Genomic DNA, 21117 nt, shown 5'->3' on the forward strand with positions numbered 1-21117 from the left:
GTGAGGCGAGGAAAACTCAGGCCCGGAACGGCCAGAGGTGGAAGAAACGACGAATGCGGCGCCAGATCTCCTGCAGGCCGAGCGGCTCGAACACCAGGAAGCCGACGATCAGCGCGCCGAACACGATGGTGCGCACCGGCGAAAGGATCAGCGTGGCGTCGGCTGACAGCGGCAGCCAGCCGACGATGAGCTTGAGCGCCTCGGGCACCATGGTCATGAAGATCGCGCCGAGGATGGCGCCGAGGATGGTGCCCATGCCGCCGACGATGACCGCGGCGAGGAAGAAGATCGACATGATCAGCGGGAAGCTCTCCGGCGTGACCACGCGGAAGAAGTAGGCCCACATGCCGCCCGCCACCCCGGCGTAGAAGGACGACAGGCCGAAGGACAGCAGCTTGTAGCGCAGCAGCGGGATGCCCAGCACCTCGGCCGAGATGTCGCGGTCGCGGATCGCGATGAAGGCGCGGCCGATGCGGGTGCGGAACAGGTTGGCCGCGCCCAGCACCATCAGGATGGTGATCGGCACGAACAGCCAGTACAGGCGGAACGAAGTGTCGAAGCTGACGCCGAGGATCTCCGCCGGCGCCACCGTGATGCCCGAGTGGCCGCCGGTGACCGCATGCCAGTTGGCGAACACGAAGTGCAGCACCACCGACGCGGCGATGGTCGCGATCGCCAGGTACAGACCCTTTACCCGCAGCGAGGGCAGCCCGACCACCAACCCGCCCAGCATGGCGACGAAGCCGCCGGCCAGCAGGTTGAGCAGCACCGGCGTGCCCAGTTTCTGCTCCAGCGCCGCGACCGTGTAGGCGCCGATGCCCATAAACGCGGCCTGCCCCAGGCTCACCAGCCCGGTGTAGCCGGTGAGGATGTTGAGCCCGGTGGTGCTGGCGATGTTGATCGCCACCAGGCAGGCCAGGTAAAGCCAGTACTCGTCGGCCAGGAACGGAAAGCCGAGCAGCGCGACGGCGAGGACGGCCAGCCAGCCGTGCTGGGTGCGGCTGTCGAACAGCGACTCGTCATGGCGGTAACTGGAGCGTGCGGTTCCGATACGCATTACAACCTCTCGATTTCGTGGGTGCCGAACAGGCCGTAGGGACGGACCAGCAGCACGACGATCAGGATCATGAAGGTGGCCAGCAGCTTGAATTCGCCGCCGAGGAAGCCACCCGCGAGGGACTCGACGACGCCGATGAAGAGCCCGGCGACCAGCGCGCCGAGCACGCTATCGAGGCCGCCGACGATCACCACCACCAGCACCGACAGGCCGAACACGCCCATCGTCGAGGAGATGCCGCCCACCGCACCGACGATGACGCCGGCGATGGCCGCGATCATTGCCGCCACCGTCCAGGACAGCGAGAACACCTTGGGCACGTTGATGCCCATCGAGTAGGCCGCCTGCTGGTCCGATGCCGTCGCCCGCAGTGCCACGCCGCCGCGCCAGAAGCGGAACACCGCCAGCGCCACCCCGATCAGCACCGCCGCGACGAGGAAGCCGTAGAACACCTTGGGCGGCACGAAGGCCTCGCCGATCATCACTGGCGCGCTGGGCATGAACTCGGGCAGGCGGCGCGGCTCGGAGGTCCAGATCAGCTCGACCACGCCGACCAGGATGGAGGCCAGACCCACGGTCACCATGAACACCGAGATCGGCGACTCGCCCAGCATCGGCCGGATCGCCACCCGCTCGAGCGTCGCGCCCGCCACCCCGCTGCCGATCACCGCAACCAGGATCGCCAGCCACATCGGCATGTTCATGGCCGTGGCGAGGCCGAAGCACAGGTAGGCGCCGATCATCAGCATCTCGCCGATGGCCAGGTTCACCACCCGCGTGGCCTTGTAGATCATCACGAAAGCGAGGCCGGTCAGCGCGTAGAGGCCGCCGGCGCCGAGGCCAGCCAGCACGATCTCGGCCAGGAAAAGCCAGTCGAAGTCCATCTCAGGCCCCCACTGCAAGAGGTTGATGAAGGCGCTGGCGCAACTCCGAGACGTCGCCCGAACCCAGGTAGGCCTTGATCACCTCGGGGTTGGCCTGCACCTCGGCCGGCGTGCCGTCGGCGATGACCTGGCCGAAGTTGAGCACCACCACGTGGTCGGACAGGTCCATGACCATGCCCATGTCGTGCTCCACCATCAGCACGGTCACGCCCCACTCCTCGCGCACGTCGAGGATGAAGCGCGCCATGTCCTCGGTCTCCTCGCGGTTCATGCCGGCGACCGGCTCGTCCAGCATCAGCACCTTGGGTCGCATCGCCAGCGCGCGCGCCATCTCCACCCGCTTCTGCAGGCCGTAGGACAGCACCGACACCGGCATGTGGCGGATGTGGTCGATCTCGAGGAAGTCGATGATGCGTTCCTCGACCTCCTGGCGCAGCTTCATTTCCTCGTGCCGCGCACGGCCGAAGTAGAACAGCGCGTCGAGCACGTTGGTGCGAAGGTGGGCATGGCGACCGAGCTTGATGTTGTCGAGCACGGTCATGCCGCGGAACAGCGCGATGTTCTGGAAGCTGCGCGCGAGGCCCAGCCTGGCGCGCTCGGGCGGCCGCGTGGCGGTGATGTCCTCGCCCTGGAAGCGGATACGCCCCGTCGAGGGTTTGTAGAAACCGGAGATCGTGTTGAACAGCGAGGTCTTGCCCGCGCCGTTCGGACCGATGACGGTGGTGATGGACCCCGGAGCGACTTCGAAGCCCACGTCGGTCAGCGCCTTGATACCGCCGAACGACAACGTGAGCCCCTCGACCTCGAGGATCGGACTGGCCTTGCCTGGATGCACCTTGTCTCCTCCTGCCAGCCGCCTCTTCCCGGGCGGCCTGTGCGTGCTGTGCTTTAATTGCCAGCGAACGCGAACCCATCGGGGATCGCGATGCGCCGGCGTTGGCATTAATCTTTTTTCTGCCGCTATTTGCAGGCCATACTAGGCAGTACGGGCCGGGTTGTGGATGACAGAACCGGCCGATCGATTGACATTTTCTGCCACTTGATCGAGACATCCCGATCACGCACCGCAGCATCGCAACCGCCATGACCGAACGTCCGAATGCTCCCGCCGTCACCGTGCCGATCCGCATGATCGGCCAGCTCCTCGACCGCCTCGGCGAACGACAGCCGTTGGCACTCGACTGCATCGGCCGTGCAGGCATCGCCCCGGCACTGCTTGAACAGGAATCGGCACGCGTCACGGTGGAGCAGTTCGCGCTGTTCTACCGCACGCTCGCCATCGAGCTCGACGACGAGACCCCGGGCATGTTCTCGCGCCCCCTGCGCGCGGGCACGCTCAAGTTCCTGTGCCTCGGCATGCTGGATGCCGCCAACCTGCGCGTCGCGCTGCACCGCTTCTGCTGGTTCTTCCGCCTCGTGCTGGACGACCTGCATTTCGAGATGGGCGAGGCGGACGGACTGACACGCATCACGCTGGTCGAACGCGTCGACCTTGGCCGCCACCGCATGCTGATCCTCGAGCTGATGCTGATGCTGGTGCAGGGCATCGCCTCGTGGATGATCGAGCGCAAGCTGCTGTTCGCGCGGGTGGACCTGGGCTATCCCGCCCCGGCGCATGCCGGCGAATACATCAACATGTACGCCGGCCCGGCGCGCTTCGACCAGGCACGGACCGCGCTGTGCATCGAGCCGGCGTTCATGGACGCGCCGATCCGTCAGGACAAGGCCTCGCTGTCGTCCTTCCTGCGCAAGGCGCCGATGGACTGGATCCACGTCTCGGTCAGCGAGCGCCTGTTCACCCACCGCGTGCGCGACCTGCTGGAAGCCGGCCTGGGCCGGCCGCAGACGGTGGAGGACACCGCGCGCGCGCTGCACATCTCGCCACGCACGCTCGCGCGCCGGCTCGACGCCGAGGGCACGCACTTCCAGGCGGTCAAGGACGCCCTGCGCCGCGACGTCGCCATCGCCCGCATCTCGCGTACCGACGAGCCCATTGCCAGCATCGGCGCCGACCTCGGCTTCGACGACCCGGCCGCCTTCAACCGCGCCTTCAAGCAATGGACCGGCACGCCGCCGGGCAGCTACAGGCGCGCGCGGCCAGGAAGCTGAAGCAGCGACCGCGCCTCGGGAAGGCCGCACTTGGTCCACGCGCGGTGGCGGAGTACATTGGCGCCCACTTCCGCACGCCCAGCCATCGGCCCCTTGCACCCATGACCGTCCAGCACCCCGAAATCCGCCCCGAACAGTCGATCGAGCTGCTCAAGCAGCTCCACATCCTGACGCGTGACGGCAAGCTCAACCAGGACAGCCGGCGCAAGCTGAAGCAGGTCTATCACCTCTACCAGTTCATCGAGCCGCTGCTGGCCGAGGCGCTGGCCGAACGGCCGGACATCCAGCTGGTGGACCACGGCGCGGGCAAGTCCTACCTCGGCTTCATCCTGTACGACCTGTTCTTCAAGCAGCATGCCCCCGGCGGCCGCATCCACGGCATCGAAACGCGCGACGAACTGGTGATGAGTTCGCGCCGCCTGGCCGACAAGCTCGGCTTCGCGGCCGGCATGCGCTTCCACAACCTGACGGTGGCCGAGTCGATCCGCTCCGAGCGACTGCCCGAGCGCATCGACGTCGTCACCGCGCTGCATGCCTGCAACACCGCCACCGACGACGCGATTCGCTTCGCGCTGGAAAAGCGCGCGCGCTTCATCGTGCTCGTGCCCTGCTGCCAGGCCGAAGTCGCCACGGTGCTGCGCAAGAACAAGCAGCGCCAGCTGAAGAACAGCCTCACCGAACTGTGGCGCCATCCCATCCACACGCGCGAGTTCGGCAGCCACGTCACCAACGTGTTGCGCTGCCTGCAACTCGAATCGCACGGCTACCAGGTCAACGTCACCGAACTGGTGGGCTGGGAGCACTCGATGAAGAACGAACTCATCATCGCGAGCGACCGGGGCCTGCCGCGCAACCGCCCATCCGCGCGCCTGCGCGAGCTGCTGCAGACGCTGGGGCTGGAGGAACTGGGCGAACGCTTCTTCGCCGGCGCCCCCCCGTCCGAAGCGTGCTCAGACACCGCCCCGGCGCCCGACCCGGACGCCGCCGGCTGAGCCGGCCGTCCCGCGCTGTCGGCGATCGACCGCGCCCCGCTTGGCGGCTAGGCGCCCGGCGTGGCGTGGCCGGCGCGCCGGACGATGGCCAACAGCAACGCCGCCGCGGCGAACAGGCCACCGAAGGTCCGGTTGAGCAGCCGCTGCTGATGCGGCTCGCGCAGCAGGCTCAGCACGCGCGCCGCAAGGCCGGTGTAGCCCGCCATGACGATCAGGTCGACGGCGATCATGGTGGCCGCGAGGATCAGGTATTGCGCAAGCAGCGGGCGCGCCGGATCGAGGAACTGCGGCAGCACCGCGAGGATGAACACGATCGCCTTCGGGTTGCTGGCATTGACGACGAAGCCTCGCATCACCAGCGGCCACGGCCGGCCGTGCGCGGCATCGCCCGACTCGACCGCCATCGCCGCGGGCGGCGCCATCCACTGCTTCCAGCCAAGGTAGACCAGGTAGGCCACGCCGAACCACTTGATGGCCGAGAACGCCAGCTCGGACGTGGCCAGCACCGCCCCCAGCCCGGTGGCGACGATGCCGATCTGCAGCGCCAGCGCGAGCTGCAGCCCGATGGCGTTCCAGTAGCCGCGGCGAAAACCGTAGTTCAGTCCCGAGGACATCGACGCGATCGCGCCGGCGCCGGGGCTCAGGCTGATGATCCAGCAGGCGACGAAGAAGGAAATCCAGGTATCGAGCAGCATCGGGGCAGGGTTTGGTGAGATTCGGCAGCGGAAGTCGGCTATGTTAATGCGCCGGCCACGTCCTCGCACGCGCGCCCGGCCCCGCGACCCGAATCCATTCCGCCACGATGACCGCACCCGCCCGCTATCAGGTGATCCACCTGCAAGCCGCCGCACCGCCAAAGCCCGCAACAGGCGCGCCGTGCAACGGCTGCGGCGTGTGCTGCGCGGCCGAGCCCTGCCCGCTGGGCGTGCTGCTGTCCCGCCGCCTGCGTGGCGCCTGCCGCGCCCTGACGTGGAACGCCGCGCAGGCGCGCTACGTGTGCGGTGCCCTCGCCCACCCCGAGCGCCACCTGCGCTGGCTGCCGGCGGCGTGGGCGAGGCGGCTGGTGCGGCGCTGGATCGCGGCCGGCGACGGCTGCGACGCGGACTACAGCGAACGCTAGGTCTTCAGCGCCACGGCGCGCTGGCCTCGATCAGCCGCTCGATGCGCTCGCCCACGACCGCAAGGCGTGCATCGACGTCGGGCTCGTCGTTCTCGATGGCCGCCTCCAGCGCGCCGGCCTCCTCCATCAACTCCATCGCACAGATGAAGCCGGCGTTGCTGCGCAGGGTGTGCATGCGCCGCGCGGCATCCTCGCGCCGGCCTTCGGCAAGTTCGCGGCGGGCCTGCCCGGCGGCATCGGCATTGTCCTCGATGAAGAACTCGAGCAGGCCGACGAACATTCCGAGGTCGCCGCCGACGCGCTGAACCGCGCGTTCGCGGTCGATGCCGGGAATATCGGGGAAGGCATCGGCTGCGGGCGCTGCGCTCGCCGCAAGGGCGGTCGAAGCACCCGCGGACAGAGCCGGCATCGCTGCTCCACCTGGCCCAGGCTCGCACTGCACTGCGGGATGCGGCCCGATCCAGCGCGCCATCAGTTGCGCCATCTCCTCGAGGTCCATCGGCTTGGGCAGGACGTCGTTGGCGCCCGCCTCGCGCGCCGCCACCTGCTGGTCGTCGCGCACGCCAGCGGTGAAGGCGATGATCGGCAGGTCGATGATGCCCAGTTCGCCGCGGATCACCCGCATCGCGCTCAGGCCGTCCATCACCGGCATCTGCACGTCCATCAGTACCGCATCGAAGCCGTCGGGGCGTGTCTTCAGCAACTGCACCGCCTGCTGCCCGTCGGCCGCCAGCGTCGCGCTCGCGCCTTCCAGCGCCAGCGCGCGTTCGACCAGGTCGCGGTTCATCGCGCTGTCGTCCACCACCAGCACATGCGCGCCCGCCAGGCGCGGGCCCGAGGTCGCTGCCGGCGCGGTGCGAGGTTGCACGGACTGGTCGGCAGCGGCGCGCTGCAGCGGCAGTTCGAACCAGAAGGTGCTGCCGAGGCCCGGCTGACTGTCGGCGCCGATACTGCCGCCCATCAGCTCGACCAGGCGCTTGCAGATCGACAGACCGAGACCGGTGCCGCCGAAACGGCGACCGATGCCGGCATCGGCCTGGGTGAAGGGCGAGAACAGCCGGCCGAGCGCCTCGGGCGCGATGCCGATGCCGGTATCGCGCACCTCGACGCGCAGTCGCAGTTCGGCCTCGCGCGTCTCGAGGCTGCGCACGCGCACCGCCACTTCGCCGCGCTCCGTGAACTTGATCGCGTTGCCCACCAGGTTGAACAGCACCTGCTCCAGGCGCAGGCCGTCGCCCAGCAGCATGCCGGGCGGCGGCTCGGGCATCTGCACGCGCAGGGCCAGCCCCTTGCTGCGCGCCACCTGCCCCATCAGGCTGTCGACGTTCGCCAGCAAGGCGGCGAGGTCGAAGGGGCGCGGCTCGATGCGCAACTGCCCGGCCTCGATCTTCGACAGGTCGAGCACGTCGTTGAGGATCGCCATCAGCGACTGGCCGGCATTGCGGATGCGCTCGACCATGTCGCGCTGGCCGGCGGAGAGGTTCTCGCGCGCCAGCACCTGGGCCAGGCCGAGGACGGCGTTCATCGGCGTGCGGATCTCGTGGCTCATGTGGGCGAGGAACTCGCTCTTGGCCGCGTTGGCGGCGGCGGCCTCGTCCGCCAGCTGGCGGTGGCGCGCCTCGCTGACCTGCAGGCGCTCCTCCATCGCCTTGCGCGCGGTGATGTCCTCGACCATGCCGAGGTAGCGCGGTGCCTCCTCGCTCTCGACCTGCACCGGCGCAAAGCTCAGGCTGACCCACACCACCGAGCCATCGGGCCGCAGGTAGCGCTTGTTGACGCGGTAGCCCGGAATCTCGCCCGCCGACAGCCGATGCAGGTTGTCCGCGCTCTCGGCCACGTCCTCGGGGTGGGTGATGGCGCGCGGATCGAGCCCGACCAGTTGTGCCGGGCTGCGGCCGACGATGTCGGCGAAGCGCTGATTCACCTCGGTGATCACCCCGCTGCCGGAATCGACCAGCACCACGCCGACCGGCGCCTGCTCGAAGATCACGCGGAACCGTGCCTCCGCGGCACGCTGGGCACGCAGCGCAACCACCTCCTGCCGCTGCAGGTCGCGCCGCCACAGCAGGAAGCCCGCCGAATACACCAGCAGCAACAGCAGCCCCATGACCAGCGCCGTCACCCAGGTCATCAGGCGCACGCGCGCATAGGCCTCGCGCTCGTCGATCTCGGCGAGCATCAGCCAGGGCGTCCCGCCGATGGGCGCCGCGTAGGCCAGCACGGGCACACCGCGATAGTCCCGCCCGCCGGAGAGGATGCCGGCCTCGCCCTGCGCGGCGCGCGCCGCAGGCAGGTTGGGCGAGGCGAGCGGCAGGGTCAGCACGAGTGCCGCATCGCGCTGGTGACGCAGCGGCGTGAGGAAGCGGACGCCACTGCCGTCGCGACGCACGAGATAGGTTTCCGCGGTGCGCGTCGGGATGGGCCAGGACTCCACCATCGGGAACAGCACCGCATCCGCACGCCAGGTCAGGTAGGCAACGCCGCGCGGTGCGTGGTCGGCCTCGCCGATCGGCGCCAGCACGCCAAAGCGCGCCTCACCCCGCGCGTTCAGGTACAGGTCGACCAGCGTCACGCGTGGCTCGCGCAGCACCTGCCTGATCAGCTCGGCGTGGTCGCCGCTGTCCGCGTCTCCAATGACGAAGGCCGGCTGCCCGTCGGCGTCGATCACCGCCACGCCCTCCCAGCCTCGCGCACGCTGCGCATCGCGCATCAGGTCCTGCATGCGCGCGAGAGCTCCGCTGTCCTGCCGTCCGCCGTCCAGCCAGCGCGCGAAAAGCGTATCGAGCTGAGAATGGCCGGAGAAATACAGCTCGGCGTCGACACGCGCCTTGCCCAGCCAGTCCTCGATGTGCTGGCGCTTCTGTTCGGCGATCACCGTCAGCGTGCGATGCGTCTCGCGGCGGATCTCCTCGGCGAGATAGCGGTAGCCCACCGTGCCAAGCACGCCGATCAGCAACGACAGCACGAGCAGCGGCAGCACGAAGCGCCGCCACGGGCGGTGGGGTACGCCCGCGGCCCTGTCTGCTGCGGGATGGACAACCGGGTTGGTCATGCGTGCTCGATCCGTTGGGGCCCACGATGCGGCCGAGCCCATAAGGCGAGATTATCGGCGATCGACGGGCGAATGCGGAAACTCCGTGCTCGCCAGCGGCATCGGGTCATGGCGCAGCGGGACGCACCCATTGTTGAAGCTTGTCGGCCAGGACGCGGGGGTCGATCGGCTTGGCCACGTGGTCGTTCATGCCCGCGGCCAGGCAGCGCTCGCGGTCGCCGGCCATCGCGTTCGCCGTCATCGCCAGGATGGGCAGTGCATCCATGCCTGGCAGCTTACGGATCTCGGCCGTTGCCGTGAGTCCGTCCATCACCGGCATCTGCATGTCCATCAGGACCACGTCGTACGGCTTGCGTTGCACCATCTCCAGGGCCACCGCGCCATCGGGCGCGATGTCGACCACCAGCCCCAGCGCCTTCAGGAACTCGCGCGCGACCACCTGGTTGACCTCATTGTCCTCCACCACCAGCGCACGCACGCCGCGCAGCCCTGCCTTCTCGCGCAACAACTCACGGCTGTCGGGCGGCGCCGGCCGGACGCTGCGGGCACCGTTACCGATCAGGCGCATGACCGTGTCGAACAGGGTGGACGGCATCACCGGCTTCACCAGCATTTCGCGGATGCCGGCCTCACGCGCGGGGCCAACTGCCTCGTCGCGCTCGAACGCGGTCAGCATCAGCGCCATCGGCGGCACACCTTCCTCGCCACGCAGGCGGCGCGCGAACTCGATGCCGTCGATGCCCGGCATCCGCCAATCCACCAGCGCCACATCGAAGGCGCGTCCCCGGGCGCGCGCCTCGTGCATGAAGCTCGACGCCGCAGCGGCCGAGTCGGTGGCTTCGACGACGAAGCTCAGGCTGCGCAGCATGTCGCCCACCGCCTCGCGCGCCTCGGCGCTGTCATCGACCAGCAGCACGCGCAGGCCGCGCAGGTCGGGCTGCACGCTCAGCCGTCCGGCCTGCTCGATGCCCCCGCCGAACCTTGCGGTGAACCAGAACGTCGCCCCCTTGCCCGGCACGCTATCCACCCCGATATGGCCGCCCATCAAGCTAGCCAGGCGCTTCGAGATCGCCAGCCCGAGCCCCGTGCCGCCGTAGCGGCGCGTGGTCGACGAATCGGCCTGCTGGAAACTCTGGAACAGTCGGGCGCGATGGGTCTCGTCGATGCCGATGCCGGAATCCCTGACGGCGAAGCGCAGCACCAGCGTCTCGCCCTCGGACGCAAGCAGCGACACCTGCACCGTCACGAAGCCCCGCTCGGTGAACTTCACCGCATTCCCGGCCAGGTTGATCAGGATCTGGCCCACGCGCAAGGCATCGCCCACCAGCGCGTTGGGCGTGCCCGGCATGACGTCCACGACGAATTCGAGGCCCTTCGCCGTCGCCTTGTCGCCCACCACGTTGGCGACCCCCTGCAGCACGGTTTCCAGCTCGAAGGCCTCGTGCTCGAGGCTCACCTTCTCCGCCTCGAGTTTCGAGAAATCCAGGATGTCGTTGATGACCCCCAGCAGATGCTGGCTCGAGTGCTGGATGCGCTCGAGACAGTCGCGCACCTCGACCGAAGGCTCGGCTTTCAGCGCCAGGTAGGTCATGCCCACCACGGCGTTGAGCGGCGTGCGGATCTCGTGCGACATGTTCGCCAGGAAGTCCGATTTGGCGCGCGCCGCCGCCTCTGCCAGTTCGAGCGCATGCGCCAGTTCGGCCGTGCGTGCCTCGACCTGGCGCTCGAGAGACTGACGGTAGAGCGCCAGCTCGTGCTCGATGCGCTTCTGTTCGCTGATGTCGCTCCAGACGACGTGCAGCAGCTCCTTGTCGCCCTGCTGGATCGCGGTCAGCAGCACCCGGGCGGTGAAGTCTTCTCCGCCGGCGCGCAGGTGGCTCCATTCGAACTCGCACGCGCCCTCGACGCGGATGCGCTCGAACAGGTCCGCAGCCATGTCGCTCGAGGCCCTCCCATCCGGCTGCCGCGCGGGCGAGATGTCGAGCGGCGTACGTCCCAGCAGCTGCGCAGCCTCGCTCAACCCCAGCATCGCCAGCGACGCGCGATTGGCAGCGACGAAGCGCCCGTCCTCCAGCAGTGCCGTCGGCTGGCGCGTGTCGTCGAACAGACGGCGGAAGCGTTCCTCACTCTGCAGCAGGCGCTCCTCGGACTCACGCCGCAGGATCATGCCGGCGAGGCGGGCCGCGACAGCCTCGATCAGTCTGCGCTCTTCGTGCAGGAAGGGGCCTTCGTCCTGCGGCGGCCAGGCATCGCGGTAGGCGACAGTCACCGTGCCATCGCATACACCCCGCGGGCAGATGCCTGCGCTGATGCGGGAGACAGTTCCGGCCATGCGCCCGGTCGCATGAACCTGCCCCGCCCACTCGATGCTGGCCACCGCGCTGTCCGGGTGGAAGAAGCCGGCCGGCAGCAGCGCGGCGATATCCGACAGCACGTCCGCCAGCGGCCCCTCGAGATCCTCGCTGCGCTCGAACACCGCATACAGACAGGCTTGCTCCTTCACGCGCTCGGCCAGTTCGGCGTGCGCCGCACTGAGGGCCGCCGTGCGCCGTCTGACCGCATGGCGCAGGCTGTACAACCAGGCCAGCAGCAGCAACAGGACACCGCCGATCGCGACGCCGACCTCCGGAAGATGACGCCACAGCAGGGAATCCGCGGCCAGACTCACAATCTACCGTCTCCCGGACTCGCCGGCCGCCGCCGTGGACGTGAGGGCGCAGGCGGCAAGCAACGCCACCGTCACGGCCAATACGAAACAGCTGCGCCCCAGAATCATGTCCCCTCATCACCGAAGCCGGCTGCTTGCGCGCCACCGGATGGAGGCAGCGAAACGGAAGGCCGGGAGCCGCCACGACAGATGGCGATTCGCCGCGCGAGAACGCGACGGCGCGCATCATTCTGCCTGCCGACCTCGTCGTTCGGGAAGTGCATTGCCTCACGTCCTGCGCTCGAAGACGCCATGGTCGGGCATCCCCAACCGTCTACCCGAAGGAGCCCGGAATGCTGCGCTTACGGGACGAAGCGCTGCACGACGACCCTCGCCTTGCCCGCCCGCTTGGCCTCGTACATCAGCACGTCGGCCCTGCCCAGCACCGCCTCCGGCAGCGCATCCTCCTCGGATGCCGTTGGCGGGCAGACGACCACACCCACGCTTGCCGACAGGCGCACGGTCGTCCCCGCCATCTTCAGCGTGACCGGTTCGCCGATGGCCGCGAGCACGCGCTCCGCACAGGCAGTGGCGTCCTCTTCGTCGGCGACCGCATTGGCGACAACCACGAACTCGTCGCCGCCAAGTCGGGCCAGGGTGTCGCCATCACGGACAACCCCGCGCATGCGTTGGGCGAGCCTCCTCAGCAGCTCGTCGCCCACAACATGGCCGTAGGTGTCATTGACGGGCTTGAAGCCATCCAGGTCGAGGAAGATGACCGCGACGCTGCTGCGGGCGCGGCGCGCCTGTGCCAGCGCCAGGCCCAGCCGGTCGTAGAGCAGGGCGCGGTTCGGCAGTCCGGTCAGCAGGTCGTGGTGGGCGGAATGCTGCAGCTCCCGGACAAGCTGCTTCTGCAGGCTGATGTCGGTGAACACCCCGATGTAGTGCTGGATGGCGCCGTCCCCGTCCCGCACCACGGAGATCGTCATTCGCTCGGGAACGGTGTGGCCGTTCTTGTGCCGGTTGATGATCTCGCCTTCCCATTCGCCCTTGCCCTCGAGATCGTTCCAGAGCTTGCGATAGAAGGCCTCGTCGTGCTCGCCGGAAGCCAGCATGTCCGGCGACTTGCCCAGCACCTCTTCCGGCGTATAACCGGTGATCTCGGTGAATGCCGGATTGATCTGGACGATGCGGTTGGACTCGTCGGTCACCATGACGCCCGTGTGGGTACGCAGGAAAACCGAATGGCTCAGGGCGCGCTCCTCCTCGTTGCGCTTGCGCTCGGTGACGTCGAGGTGAATCCCGGTCAGCAGCAGCGGCTTGCCATCTTCGGTACGCCGGATGATCCGGCCCAGGTTGTGGATCCATACCCAATGGCCAGCCTTGTGCCGCATGCGGAATTCGGACTCGAAGGCATCGACTCCGGCGGCGAGATCCTTGTCGAGCTGGGCGAGCACCTCCTGCTGGTCGACGGGATGGGTCAGTGTCTTCCAGGTGTCGAGCGACACGGGCTCGAGTTCCTCGAGCGTGTAACCCAGCATGGCCGCCCAGCGCCTGCCGTAAACGATCCGGTCTTCCGCGACATACCATTCCCAGGTACCGGCATTGGTACCTTCGATGATGTCTTCCAGGCGCTGCCGCTCCTGCGCCAGACGCCCCTGCGCCAGATTCAGGCGCCGGTTGGTACGCAGCACCCAGGCCGAAGCGATCATCACCGTCAGCAGGATGCTGCCCACGGCGATCACGGCCGCGGCATGCTGGCGCGCGAACTCGCGGATGCTGACCGTCGGTGCCTTGTCGAAGGGCGGCACACGCGCCGCCATCATCGCCTCCTGTACCGACTGGTAATCGGCCGGGATCGTGAAGCCGTGGATGCCGGCAAGCTGGCTCAGGACGTCCTCAGGCTCCAGCGCCAGCAAGGCTGCGCTGATGCGCCGGCTGAGGTCGCGGTCGAGGTGCGGCAGGGCGACCATGGCCCACTCGGGGTACAAGGCGGTGCTCGCCTTGAACGGAAAACCGGAGTGTGAGACGGGCTCGACAACCTCGAGGTCTGCGACCTCGGCCTTGCCCTCCGCGTGCAGGCTCTCGAGGATGCCAGTGCGGATGAAGCCGGCGTCGGCCTGCCCCTCGAGCACGGCCGCGACCACCTTGTCGTGGGGGTTGCCCAGGCGCTTGAACTCGATCGAGTCGAGCGCGATCCCGCGCTGGACGAGTTCCTTGGCCTGTGTCGCATAGCCGCCGAGATACTGCGTGCCGGTGACGGCGACCACCTTGCCCGGCAGGTCTTGCCAGCGCTGGATGTCCGTCCTCTCCTTGCGGCGGATGAGCACGCCCCCCAACTGGGACACGGCCTTCCCCTCCTCCAGCGCAACCAGCGTGGCGATGGCGCCGGAGAGCTGGTTCTGGGTGCGCAAGGTGATGTAGTGCGCGGGGTTCGTGAACACCAGGTCGAGCTCGTCGCGCTCGAGTGCGCGGGTCATCGCGTCCTGATCGAGGAAACGGATGTTCACATGGACGCCGGGCACCTGCTCCTGAAGATACCAGGCCAACGGTCGCCAGGCGGGCTCCAGCACGGAGACGGGCCGGTAGGCGAACATGCCGATCGTCAGCGTATTGGGCTCACGGGCCTCGACCGGCGACAAAGCCCCCGCACCGAGAAACACAAGGACAAACACGGCGCCCAACCACCCTGGCAGGCATGGCCGCGTCGGCCTGAATCGCAGCAGGGAAAGGAGCGCTCGCATGATGGGTCGGCATTCTATTCGATCCCCGCCAGCGACGCGCGCACGAGCCGCTGGCCGCTGGCCGCTGGCGCTCAAGTTCTGCCCGCGTCAGTCGATATGGTCCTATAACCCCTATAAGCGCCGCGCCTGTCGCATGCGCGCCAAAGGCGAGCGACCCAGATCGCAGCTGCCGCACCCCGTGGAGACGCAACAATGAAAGACAAGGCGATCACGCCTACCCGCAACGAGCGCGTCATGCGCGAGGACGATTTCATCGTCAGCAAGACCGACCTCAAGGGCCGGATCACCTACGGCAACGAGATCTTCATCGAATTCTCCGGCTACACCGAGCAGGAACTGCTCGGCAGCCAGCACAACATCATCCGCCATCCGGACATGCCGCGCGCGGCCTTCAAGCTCGCCTGGGACACGATCCAGGCTGGCCGAGAGTTCTTTGCCTACGTGAAGAACATGTCGAAGGACGGTGGCTTCTATTGGGTGTTCACCCACATCACGCCAGACTTCGGCCCGAAGGGCGAGATCGTCGGCTACTACTCGGTGCGGCGCTGCCCGCGACGCGACGCGCTTGCCAAGATCGAGCCGGTGTATCGCCAGATGCTCGAAGCGGAGCGCGCAGCCGGCGCACGGGATGCGATCAGCGCGGGTACCAAGGTCCTGGTGGATCTGCTCCAACAATCGAGGATGAGCTATGAACAGCTTGTTTTCGCGCTCTGAGCGCCGGCGCTGGATCGCCTGCGCCCTCGTGCTGCTCGGCGCGGGAGGCGCATTCCTCGGTCCGCTGCATGCCTTGGCCGCACTGCTGGGCGCGATCGTCGTCCTGTTGTGGCCGGCGGGCACGGCGACCTCGCCCCTGACCGACCTCGACCGGCTGCTCACCGCTTTCAGCGACGGGCGGCTGGTCGAACGCCTGCCGCGCGCCTACGCCGAGCCGCGTCTCGAGCAGATCCGTCGCCACCTCAATTCGTCACTGGACCAGACCGAGGCGGCGTTCCGCGAGATGCTCGGCGCGATGGAAGCGTCGGCGGAAGGCCACGACTGGCGTCGTCTGCAGACCTCGGGCCTTCATGGCACCTTCCGTATCGTGCTCGAGCGCATGCAGACGCTGCTCGAACGGCTGCACCAGGCGCGCCAGTCGATCGTCCGCGAGGCCCTGCTGTCGCGGATCTTCATGCGCTCGGAACGCGGCCTGTCCAATGCGATCGAGCGGGTCAACGAGGCCCTGGCGCAGGTCGATGCCGGCGCCTCGGAGGTGCGCACGCTGGCGCAGGACTTCTTCGAAACGGCGACGCGCATGTCCTCATCGGCCAACGCGATGTCCGTGTCGCTGGGTGGCGCGCAGGAATCCGCACGCGAAAGCGCCGCCTCGCTGTCCGATCTCGACCAGAAGACGGCGGCGATCCGCGTACTGTCCGGGCAGGTCGACCAGATCGCCAAGCAGACCAACCTGCTCGCGCTGAATGCCGCGATCGAGGCGGCCCGCGCCGGTGAGGCCGGCCGTGGCTTCGCGGTGGTCGCCGACGAGGTCCGCAAGCTGGCCGACCAGTCGCAGCATGCCGCGACCGAGATCACCGCGGCGATTTCCGCCGTATCGCAGGCCATGGACGCCGTCAGCAGTCGCATGGAGGGTCTAGGCGAGGCGGTCGCCGAAGCGCGCGGCACCGCTGACGCCTTTGGCGACGAACTGAGCCGCTCGGCCAGCGCCGCATCGCAGATCGAGCGCCTCGCCGGCGCGATCGCCGATGGCGCTGACGCCATGACGGCGCTGATGGGCCGCGTCTCGCTCGCCCAGGCCGCGCGGGCCAACGTCAATCAGGCCGTCAGCGGCGAAGCGCCGGACCTGTCGTCCCGACCCGAAATCGAACGCGAAGCCCTGGCCTTGGCCCTCGAGGGTAGCTGGCAGGACAACGAGGCCGAGCGCACCCGCCTGATCGAGGCCTACGACAGCCTGTTCGCACGGATCGAGTCGCAGGTGCTGCAGACCGGCATCCGGTAACCTGCTGCTCGCCCAATGTGCATATCACAATTTGATGGACGCGATGAGCCCAGCGGGCTCGAGCATGACCTCATCGCAATTGAGTCCGGGGCCTTTGCGATCGATCACGATGAAATCAGACACCGCATCCAGTGCGAGCAAAGGGTGATGCCAGACGCCTGCAAGGTAATTGACACCCTGGTCGATTTCAGGCTGCCCGTATCCACTCCGCAATCGTCGCCGTCGTTGGAATCCGCCCTGACGAAACTAGCTTGCCACCGATCACCAGCCCCGGGGTCTTGAGCACGTCGTGGGCGATGATCTCGTCCATGGCGGTGACCTTCAGGACTTCGGCTTCGATGCCCGTCGTGGAAAGGGCCTCGCGGACAAGTTCTTCCAGTTTGCGGCAGTTGGCGCAGCCGGGGCCGAGCACCTTGATCTCGAGCATGGTCAGACTCCTTTCAGTGAGGACGTGTGGCGGCTTGCAACCGACAACAGCACCGCCAGCAGCGCGATGAAACCCGCCAGGTAAAGCGCGAGCATGAGCAGCGAAGCGCCGTCGATCCAGGCGCCGTAGATGAGGCCAGCAGCAGCGCTGAACAGCGCCACCAAGCCAACGTAGGTAAAGGTTTTCTTCCGGCCGATGATCGCCGAGATGATCAGAATGCTCTGCAGCGACAGTTCGGGGTCGGACATCAGGTAGGCGAGCAGTGGGCCGCGATGCATGCCGAGCTCGAGGAACATCTTGGCGATCGGCACCTCGACCAGGGTCGGGAAGTACATGAACACGCCGAACACCACGCCGGCCAGGTTGCCTGTGAGCGAATTGGTGCCAGCCAGCATCTGGATCCATTCGGGCCGGATGAGCACGCGGATCATGCCGACGATGAACACTCCCACCACCAGCAGCGGGAAGATCTGCTTCACGAAGCGCCAGGACTCCCACAGCCAGTCGCGCAGCTCGTCCTCGTTCAGACGGTGGCGCACTATGAAGTGCAGCACCGCGAGCGCGGCAGCGACGGCGAAGAACTTGCCGGTCAGGCCGATGTGCAGCCCGCCTTCCACCGGCTGCACCCACAGCGCAGCCACCAGCAGGGTCGCCGCGATCAGTCCGAGGCTGATCCAGGTCCATGCGCTGGCGCCCTCGACGATGTTTTCCAGTCCGCGCCAGGCGGCAAAGCCGATCGCGCCGAGCAGCCCGATCAGCACCACACCCTGCAGCGACACACCTTCTTCGCCCTTGGCCGCGTCGTAGGGCACCAGGCGGTCGAGTGCGGCCTGCCAGCTCTGGGCATCGGCGAGCGGCACCTCGAAGCTCAGGTACGTGCCGGTCAGCACGTCGAGCTTGAGCGTCCCCGCCAGCAGCAGCGCCACCCACACCGACAGGAAGACCAGCGCCATCCGCCCCATCCCGGCGCCCTGCGCGCCGAAGGCGGTGTCGGTGGCGCGGTCGTGCGCGGCGTCGTCGCTGCGGAAGATCAAGGCCATGATCAGGCCAATGCCGATGCCGAAGGTCAGGGAGAGCAGAAAGCGCGCGACGGCAAGATCGGGGCCGATGATGCCGCCGGTGTAGACCAGCGCCAGGATGTTGGCCGCCGGGGCGAAGAACAGGAAGGTGATCGCCGGTCCCAGGCCGGCGCCTTTCTTGTAGATCCCGGCGAAGAGCGGAACGATGGTGCACGAGCACACCGCCAGCAAGGACCCTGCGGCAGCTGCAGCGGGATACGACACCGCCTTGCTGGAGTTGCGACCGAGGAAGCGGGTAACCGTCTCCTTCGGGATCAGCGCGGACATCGCGCCGGCGATGAAGAACGCGGGCAGCAAGCAGAGCAGGACATGCGCGGCGAGATAGGCGGCCAGATTGCCCAGCCCGCCGTGTACGACGGGGAGAACCCAGGAAAGCAGGGTGTCCATGATGCGAACTCCAGCGAGAAAGTGAGAGTCCTGCTGCCAAGCGTGAACCTGACCAACGCTAGCGGAGAGTCTGTTCGACTACAAGCTGTCTATGAATGATGACGTTCATGCGCCGAAAAGGATGCAGGCACGGACGGACGCCCGAGGCACAGCAAAGCCTTTCGGAGCTCCCCGAACCACAGGACCGTACTGGCCATCGCCAGGCAGATCAGCCACTGCGCCCCAGTCAACGGCATGGTCCCGAAGGCCTGGTTGAGCAGCTCGACATGAACGACCGCCACCTGCAGCAAGGTGGAAAGGCCGATCGCCGCCCACAGCCAGGGGGTCACGAAGGGTCGATGGAACGCACTCGTCAGCGCGGAGCGCGCACTGAGGCAGTTGAACAGCTGGGCGAACACCAGCACGGTGAAGCCGGCAGTGCGGGCGGTGTCGATGTCGTGCGCGCCCTCGATTAGCCCGCCGGGCAAGAAGAGATCGATCGTTAGCAAGGTTGCCGCGGCCATCATTAGGCCCGTCTGCACCGCCCCCGCCCACATGCGCGCGTCGATGACACGCTGGTCCGCACGCCGCGGCGGGCGCGCCATCACATCGTCGGCCTGCGGATCCACCCCCATCGCCATAGCCGGCCAGGAATCGGTGAGCAGGTTTATCCACAGGATCTGGGTCGCCAGCAGCGGCAACACCAGCGTCGCGCCGTCCGTCTGCAAGCCAATCACGCCGGCGCCGACCACTCCGAGAAAAATCGTCAGCACCTCGCCCATGTTGGACGACAGCAGGTAGCGGAGGAACTTCTCGATGTTGTTGAAGATGCCCCGCCCCTCGCGCACGGCGGCAACGATGGTGGCGAAGTTGTCGTCGGCGAGGATCATCTTGGCCGCCTCCTTCGTCACTTCGGTGCCGGTGCCCCCCATCGCCACGCCGATGTCGGCCGACTTCAGGGCTGGTGCGTCGTTAACCCCATCCCCGGTCATCGCTACGACCTGTCCGTCGGCCTGCAGCGCATCGACGATGCGCAGCTTGTGCACCGGCGCGACACGGGCAAAGACGGATATCGTCCTCACCACCTCGACAAAGGCCGCGTCGTCCATCGCATCGATCTCCGCGCCGGAGATCGCCTTCGCGCCGGGCGGAGTGATGCCGAGATCGGCCGCGATGCGCGCCGCGGTGCGTGGATGATCACCAGTAATCATGATCACGCGGATGCCCGCGCGAAGGGCCTCGCCGATCGCCTGCTTCGCCTCCCCGCGAGGCGGATCGATGATGCCGACCGTGCCGACGAAGATCAGCCCCTGCTCCAGCGTCTCTCCGGCCTGCGCATCCTCGCCCGCAGCGAGCGGTCGATAGGCGACCGCCAGGGCGCGCAAGGCCGCGTCGGACATCTCATCCACGTCGGCCAGCAGGCGGCTACGGATGTCGTCGTCGAGCGCTACGACATCGAGCCCGACGCGGGCCTGTGTACAGCGCCCCAGCAGCACATCCGGCGCGCCCTTGGCGATCACCACAGGGGTATCGTCACGCTCGTGGTCGATTGCGATCACTGACATCATCTTCCGTTCGGACGTGAACGGCACTTCAGCGACGCGCTCGAAGCGGCGGTAGCGGCGCTCGTGCACGCCGAGCTTGCGCTCGGCGACGAGAAAGGCTGCCTCGGTCGGATCGCCCTGGATCTGCCAGGTGCCTTCTGCCGTCTGGCTCAGATCCGCATTGCCGGCAAGGCTGCCGCCGGAAAGCACGACGACATGCTCGGCATGCAACGGGCCCTGCGACAGCGCCTCACCCGCCTGATGAACCTCGCCCTCGGGCGCATAACCGACACCGCTGACCTCGGTGGTACCCGACAACGTGGCGACGCGCACGATCGTCATCTCCGACCGTGTCAGGGTGCCGGTCTTGTCCGAGCAGATCACCGAGGCCGACCCAAGCGCCTCGACCGAGGACAGCCGCTTCACGATCGCATTGCGTGCCGCCATGCGTTGCACGCCGATCGCGAGCACGATCGACAAAACCGCAGGCAGCCCCTCCGGCACCGCCGCGACGGCAAGCGACACACCGAGCAGCAGCACGTCCAGCAAGTCGCGTGCGCTGGAGATGACCATCACGGATGACGCTGACGATCACCTCGCTGAGCCTCGCCAATGCGGCAGCCGCATTCTCTGCCCGCGCCTCCTGCACGAAGCCCAGGATTGCGTTCAGCACAACGATCACTGCGATCGCGATCGCGTCGAATGGCCAGCCCGTTTGCCCTTCGATCTCCCGCACGACGAGCGTGACGACTATCGCGCCCAGCAGCAGATAGATCAGGGGGTCGTGGAACTGCGCCAGCAAGCGCTTCCATGCCGGCACCGTGGGCACGCTGCGCAGGGCGTTGCTGCCGCCGCGGGCAAGGCGCTGTTCGACTTCGGCCGAGCCCAGACCGTTCTCGCAGTCGGTGCGCAAGGCCGCCGCGATCTCGACGACGCCGAGCTGGCTGGCATCAGTACAGGTGCATTCCCGGGCCATGATCGAGTGGGTTCTCCTGCGTCAGCGGGGGACCATCGCACCCTTGTCGCTCGCCGCCAGCGAACCTTCCCGTCGGCGTAGGGCGCCTCACACTGATGACGCAGCCGGGACGGAATGGATGCAAGAA

The 21117-nt window shown here is 67.7% G+C and carries 15 protein-coding genes and 2 pseudogenes; 5 read left to right on the forward strand and 12 right to left on the reverse strand.

The features are described from left to right. Positions 1 to 16 precede the first annotated feature (16 nt). Genes CGK74_RS02190 through CGK74_RS02200 form a run of 3 tightly spaced genes read right to left on the reverse strand, consistent with a single transcriptional unit; the run spans position 17 to position 2776 of the window. The gene (locus tag CGK74_RS02190; RefSeq protein ID WP_094266888.1) at positions 17 to 1057 is read right to left on the reverse strand and encodes a branched-chain amino acid ABC transporter permease; all 1041 of its coding nucleotides are present in this window, start codon (positions 1055 to 1057) and stop codon (positions 17 to 19) included. Beyond that, positions 1057 to 1941, reverse strand: a complete 885-nt coding sequence (locus tag CGK74_RS02195; protein ID WP_048708195.1) for a branched-chain amino acid ABC transporter permease — start codon at positions 1939 to 1941, stop codon at positions 1057 to 1059. The genes CGK74_RS02190 and CGK74_RS02195 overlap by 1 nt, the downstream gene beginning before the upstream one ends. Before the next feature lies 1 nt (position 1942). Next, positions 1943 to 2776, reverse strand: a complete 834-nt coding sequence (locus tag CGK74_RS02200; protein WP_048708193.1) for an ABC transporter ATP-binding protein — start codon at positions 2774 to 2776, stop codon at positions 1943 to 1945. Positions 2777 to 3024: 248 nt separating this feature from the next. Between CGK74_RS02200 and CGK74_RS02205 the strand changes: the two genes are divergently transcribed. Both CGK74_RS02205 and CGK74_RS02210 read left to right on the forward strand, forming a co-directional pair. Continuing rightward, on the forward strand, positions 3025 to 4050 hold the full coding sequence (locus CGK74_RS02205) for an AraC family transcriptional regulator (RefSeq protein WP_094266889.1): 1026 nt from the start codon (positions 3025 to 3027) through the stop codon (positions 4048 to 4050). Between the two features lie 101 nt (positions 4051 to 4151). Beyond that, positions 4152 to 5042, forward strand: coding sequence for a class I SAM-dependent methyltransferase (locus CGK74_RS02210; RefSeq protein WP_094267413.1), 891 nt, complete (start codon positions 4152 to 4154; stop codon positions 5040 to 5042). Positions 5043 to 5089: 47 nt separating this feature from the next. Here CGK74_RS02210 and CGK74_RS02215 read toward each other — a convergent pair whose 3' ends face one another. Next, a complete protein-coding gene (locus CGK74_RS02215; RefSeq protein WP_094266890.1) occupies positions 5090 to 5737 on the reverse strand; it encodes a LysE family transporter in 648 nt (215 codons plus the stop codon). 107 nt (positions 5738 to 5844) lie between these two features. On the opposite strand from CGK74_RS02215, the gene CGK74_RS02220 reads away from it, so the two are divergent. Then, a complete protein-coding gene (locus tag CGK74_RS02220; RefSeq protein ID WP_094266891.1) occupies positions 5845 to 6162 on the forward strand; it encodes a hypothetical protein in 318 nt (105 codons plus the stop codon). A 4-nt stretch (positions 6163 to 6166) separates the two neighbouring features. Here the strand turns inward: CGK74_RS02220 and CGK74_RS02225 are convergent, their stop codons facing one another. The 3 genes from CGK74_RS02225 to CGK74_RS02235 form a co-directional block, all read right to left on the reverse strand. Continuing rightward, entirely contained in the window at positions 6167 to 9214 is a 3048-nt protein-coding gene (locus CGK74_RS02225; protein ID WP_240498597.1) for an ATP-binding protein, read from the reverse strand. A 106-nt stretch (positions 9215 to 9320) separates the two neighbouring features. Continuing rightward, on the reverse strand, positions 9321 to 11882 hold the full coding sequence (locus CGK74_RS02230; protein WP_094266892.1) for a hybrid sensor histidine kinase/response regulator: 2562 nt from the start codon (positions 11880 to 11882) through the stop codon (positions 9321 to 9323). 341 nt (positions 11883 to 12223) lie between these two features. Next, the gene (locus CGK74_RS02235) at positions 12224 to 14536 is read right to left on the reverse strand and encodes a PhnD/SsuA/transferrin family substrate-binding protein (RefSeq protein WP_165770032.1); all 2313 of its coding nucleotides are present in this window, start codon (positions 14534 to 14536) and stop codon (positions 12224 to 12226) included. Positions 14537 to 14797: 261 nt separating this feature from the next. Between CGK74_RS02235 and CGK74_RS02240 the strand changes: the two genes are divergently transcribed. Further along, positions 14798 to 15319, forward strand: a complete 522-nt coding sequence (locus CGK74_RS02240) for a PAS domain-containing protein (protein ID WP_094266894.1) — start codon at positions 14798 to 14800, stop codon at positions 15317 to 15319. Beyond that, entirely contained in the window at positions 15294 to 16598 is a 1305-nt protein-coding gene (locus CGK74_RS02245) for a methyl-accepting chemotaxis protein (RefSeq protein WP_094266895.1), read from the forward strand. The genes CGK74_RS02240 and CGK74_RS02245 overlap by 26 nt, the downstream gene beginning before the upstream one ends. Before the next feature lie 24 nt (positions 16599 to 16622). On the opposite strand, the pseudogene CGK74_RS02250 reads toward CGK74_RS02245, so the two are convergent. From CGK74_RS02250 to CGK74_RS19110, 5 genes and pseudogenes are all read right to left on the reverse strand, one after another. Further along, a pseudogene (locus CGK74_RS02250) lies at positions 16623 to 16781 on the reverse strand (ureidoglycolate lyase); the annotation flags it as partial. A gap of 4 nt (positions 16782 to 16785) precedes the next feature. Further along, the gene (locus CGK74_RS02255) at positions 16786 to 17025 is read right to left on the reverse strand and encodes a thioredoxin family protein (RefSeq protein WP_094266897.1); all 240 of its coding nucleotides are present in this window, start codon (positions 17023 to 17025) and stop codon (positions 16786 to 16788) included. A gap of 2 nt (positions 17026 to 17027) precedes the next feature. After that, positions 17028 to 18491: a permease gene (locus CGK74_RS02260; protein WP_094266898.1), complete on the reverse strand. Its 1464-nt coding sequence runs from the start codon at positions 18489 to 18491 to the stop codon at positions 17028 to 17030. Positions 18492 to 18580: 89 nt separating this feature from the next. Continuing rightward, positions 18581 to 20587, reverse strand: coding sequence for a cation-translocating P-type ATPase (locus CGK74_RS02265; RefSeq protein ID WP_240498622.1), 2007 nt, complete (start codon positions 20585 to 20587; stop codon positions 18581 to 18583). A gap of 232 nt (positions 20588 to 20819) precedes the next feature. Continuing rightward, positions 20820 to 20990, reverse strand: a pseudogene (locus tag CGK74_RS19110) (cation-transporting P-type ATPase); the annotation flags it as partial. Positions 20991 to 21117 lie beyond the last annotated feature (127 nt).

The organism is Thauera propionica, assembly GCF_002245655.1.
GTDB lineage: Bacteria > Pseudomonadota > Gammaproteobacteria > Burkholderiales > Rhodocyclaceae > Thauera > Thauera propionica.

Excerpts from the sequence above, each read along its gene's own strand:
- CGK74_RS02190 (WP_094266888.1), bottom strand. The coding sequence starts at position 1,057 with ATGCGTATCGGAACCGCACGCTCCAGTTACCGCCATGACGAGTCGCTG.
- CGK74_RS02195 (WP_048708195.1), bottom strand. The coding sequence starts at position 1,941 with ATGGACTTCGACTGGCTTTTCCTGGCCGAGATCGTGCTGGCTGGCCTC.
- CGK74_RS02205 (WP_094266889.1), top strand. The coding sequence starts at position 3,025 with ATGACCGAACGTCCGAATGCTCCCGCCGTCACCGTGCCGATCCGCATG.
- CGK74_RS02210 (WP_094267413.1), top strand. The coding sequence starts at position 4,152 with ATGACCGTCCAGCACCCCGAAATCCGCCCCGAACAGTCGATCGAGCTG.
- CGK74_RS02215 (WP_094266890.1), bottom strand. The coding sequence starts at position 5,737 with ATGCTGCTCGATACCTGGATTTCCTTCTTCGTCGCCTGCTGGATCATC.
- CGK74_RS02220 (WP_094266891.1), top strand. The coding sequence starts at position 5,845 with ATGACCGCACCCGCCCGCTATCAGGTGATCCACCTGCAAGCCGCCGCA.
- CGK74_RS02225 (WP_240498597.1), bottom strand. The coding sequence starts at position 9,214 with ATGACCAACCCGGTTGTCCATCCCGCAGCAGACAGGGCCGCGGGCGTA.
- CGK74_RS02240 (WP_094266894.1), top strand. The coding sequence starts at position 14,798 with ATGAAAGACAAGGCGATCACGCCTACCCGCAACGAGCGCGTCATGCGC.
- CGK74_RS02245 (WP_094266895.1), top strand. The coding sequence starts at position 15,294 with ATGAACAGCTTGTTTTCGCGCTCTGAGCGCCGGCGCTGGATCGCCTGC.
- CGK74_RS02255 (WP_094266897.1), bottom strand. The coding sequence starts at position 17,025 with ATGCTCGAGATCAAGGTGCTCGGCCCCGGCTGCGCCAACTGCCGCAAA.
- CGK74_RS02260 (WP_094266898.1), bottom strand. The coding sequence starts at position 18,491 with ATGGACACCCTGCTTTCCTGGGTTCTCCCCGTCGTACACGGCGGGCTG.
- CGK74_RS02265 (WP_240498622.1), bottom strand. The coding sequence starts at position 20,587 with ATGGTCATCTCCAGCGCACGCGACTTGCTGGACGTGCTGCTGCTCGGT.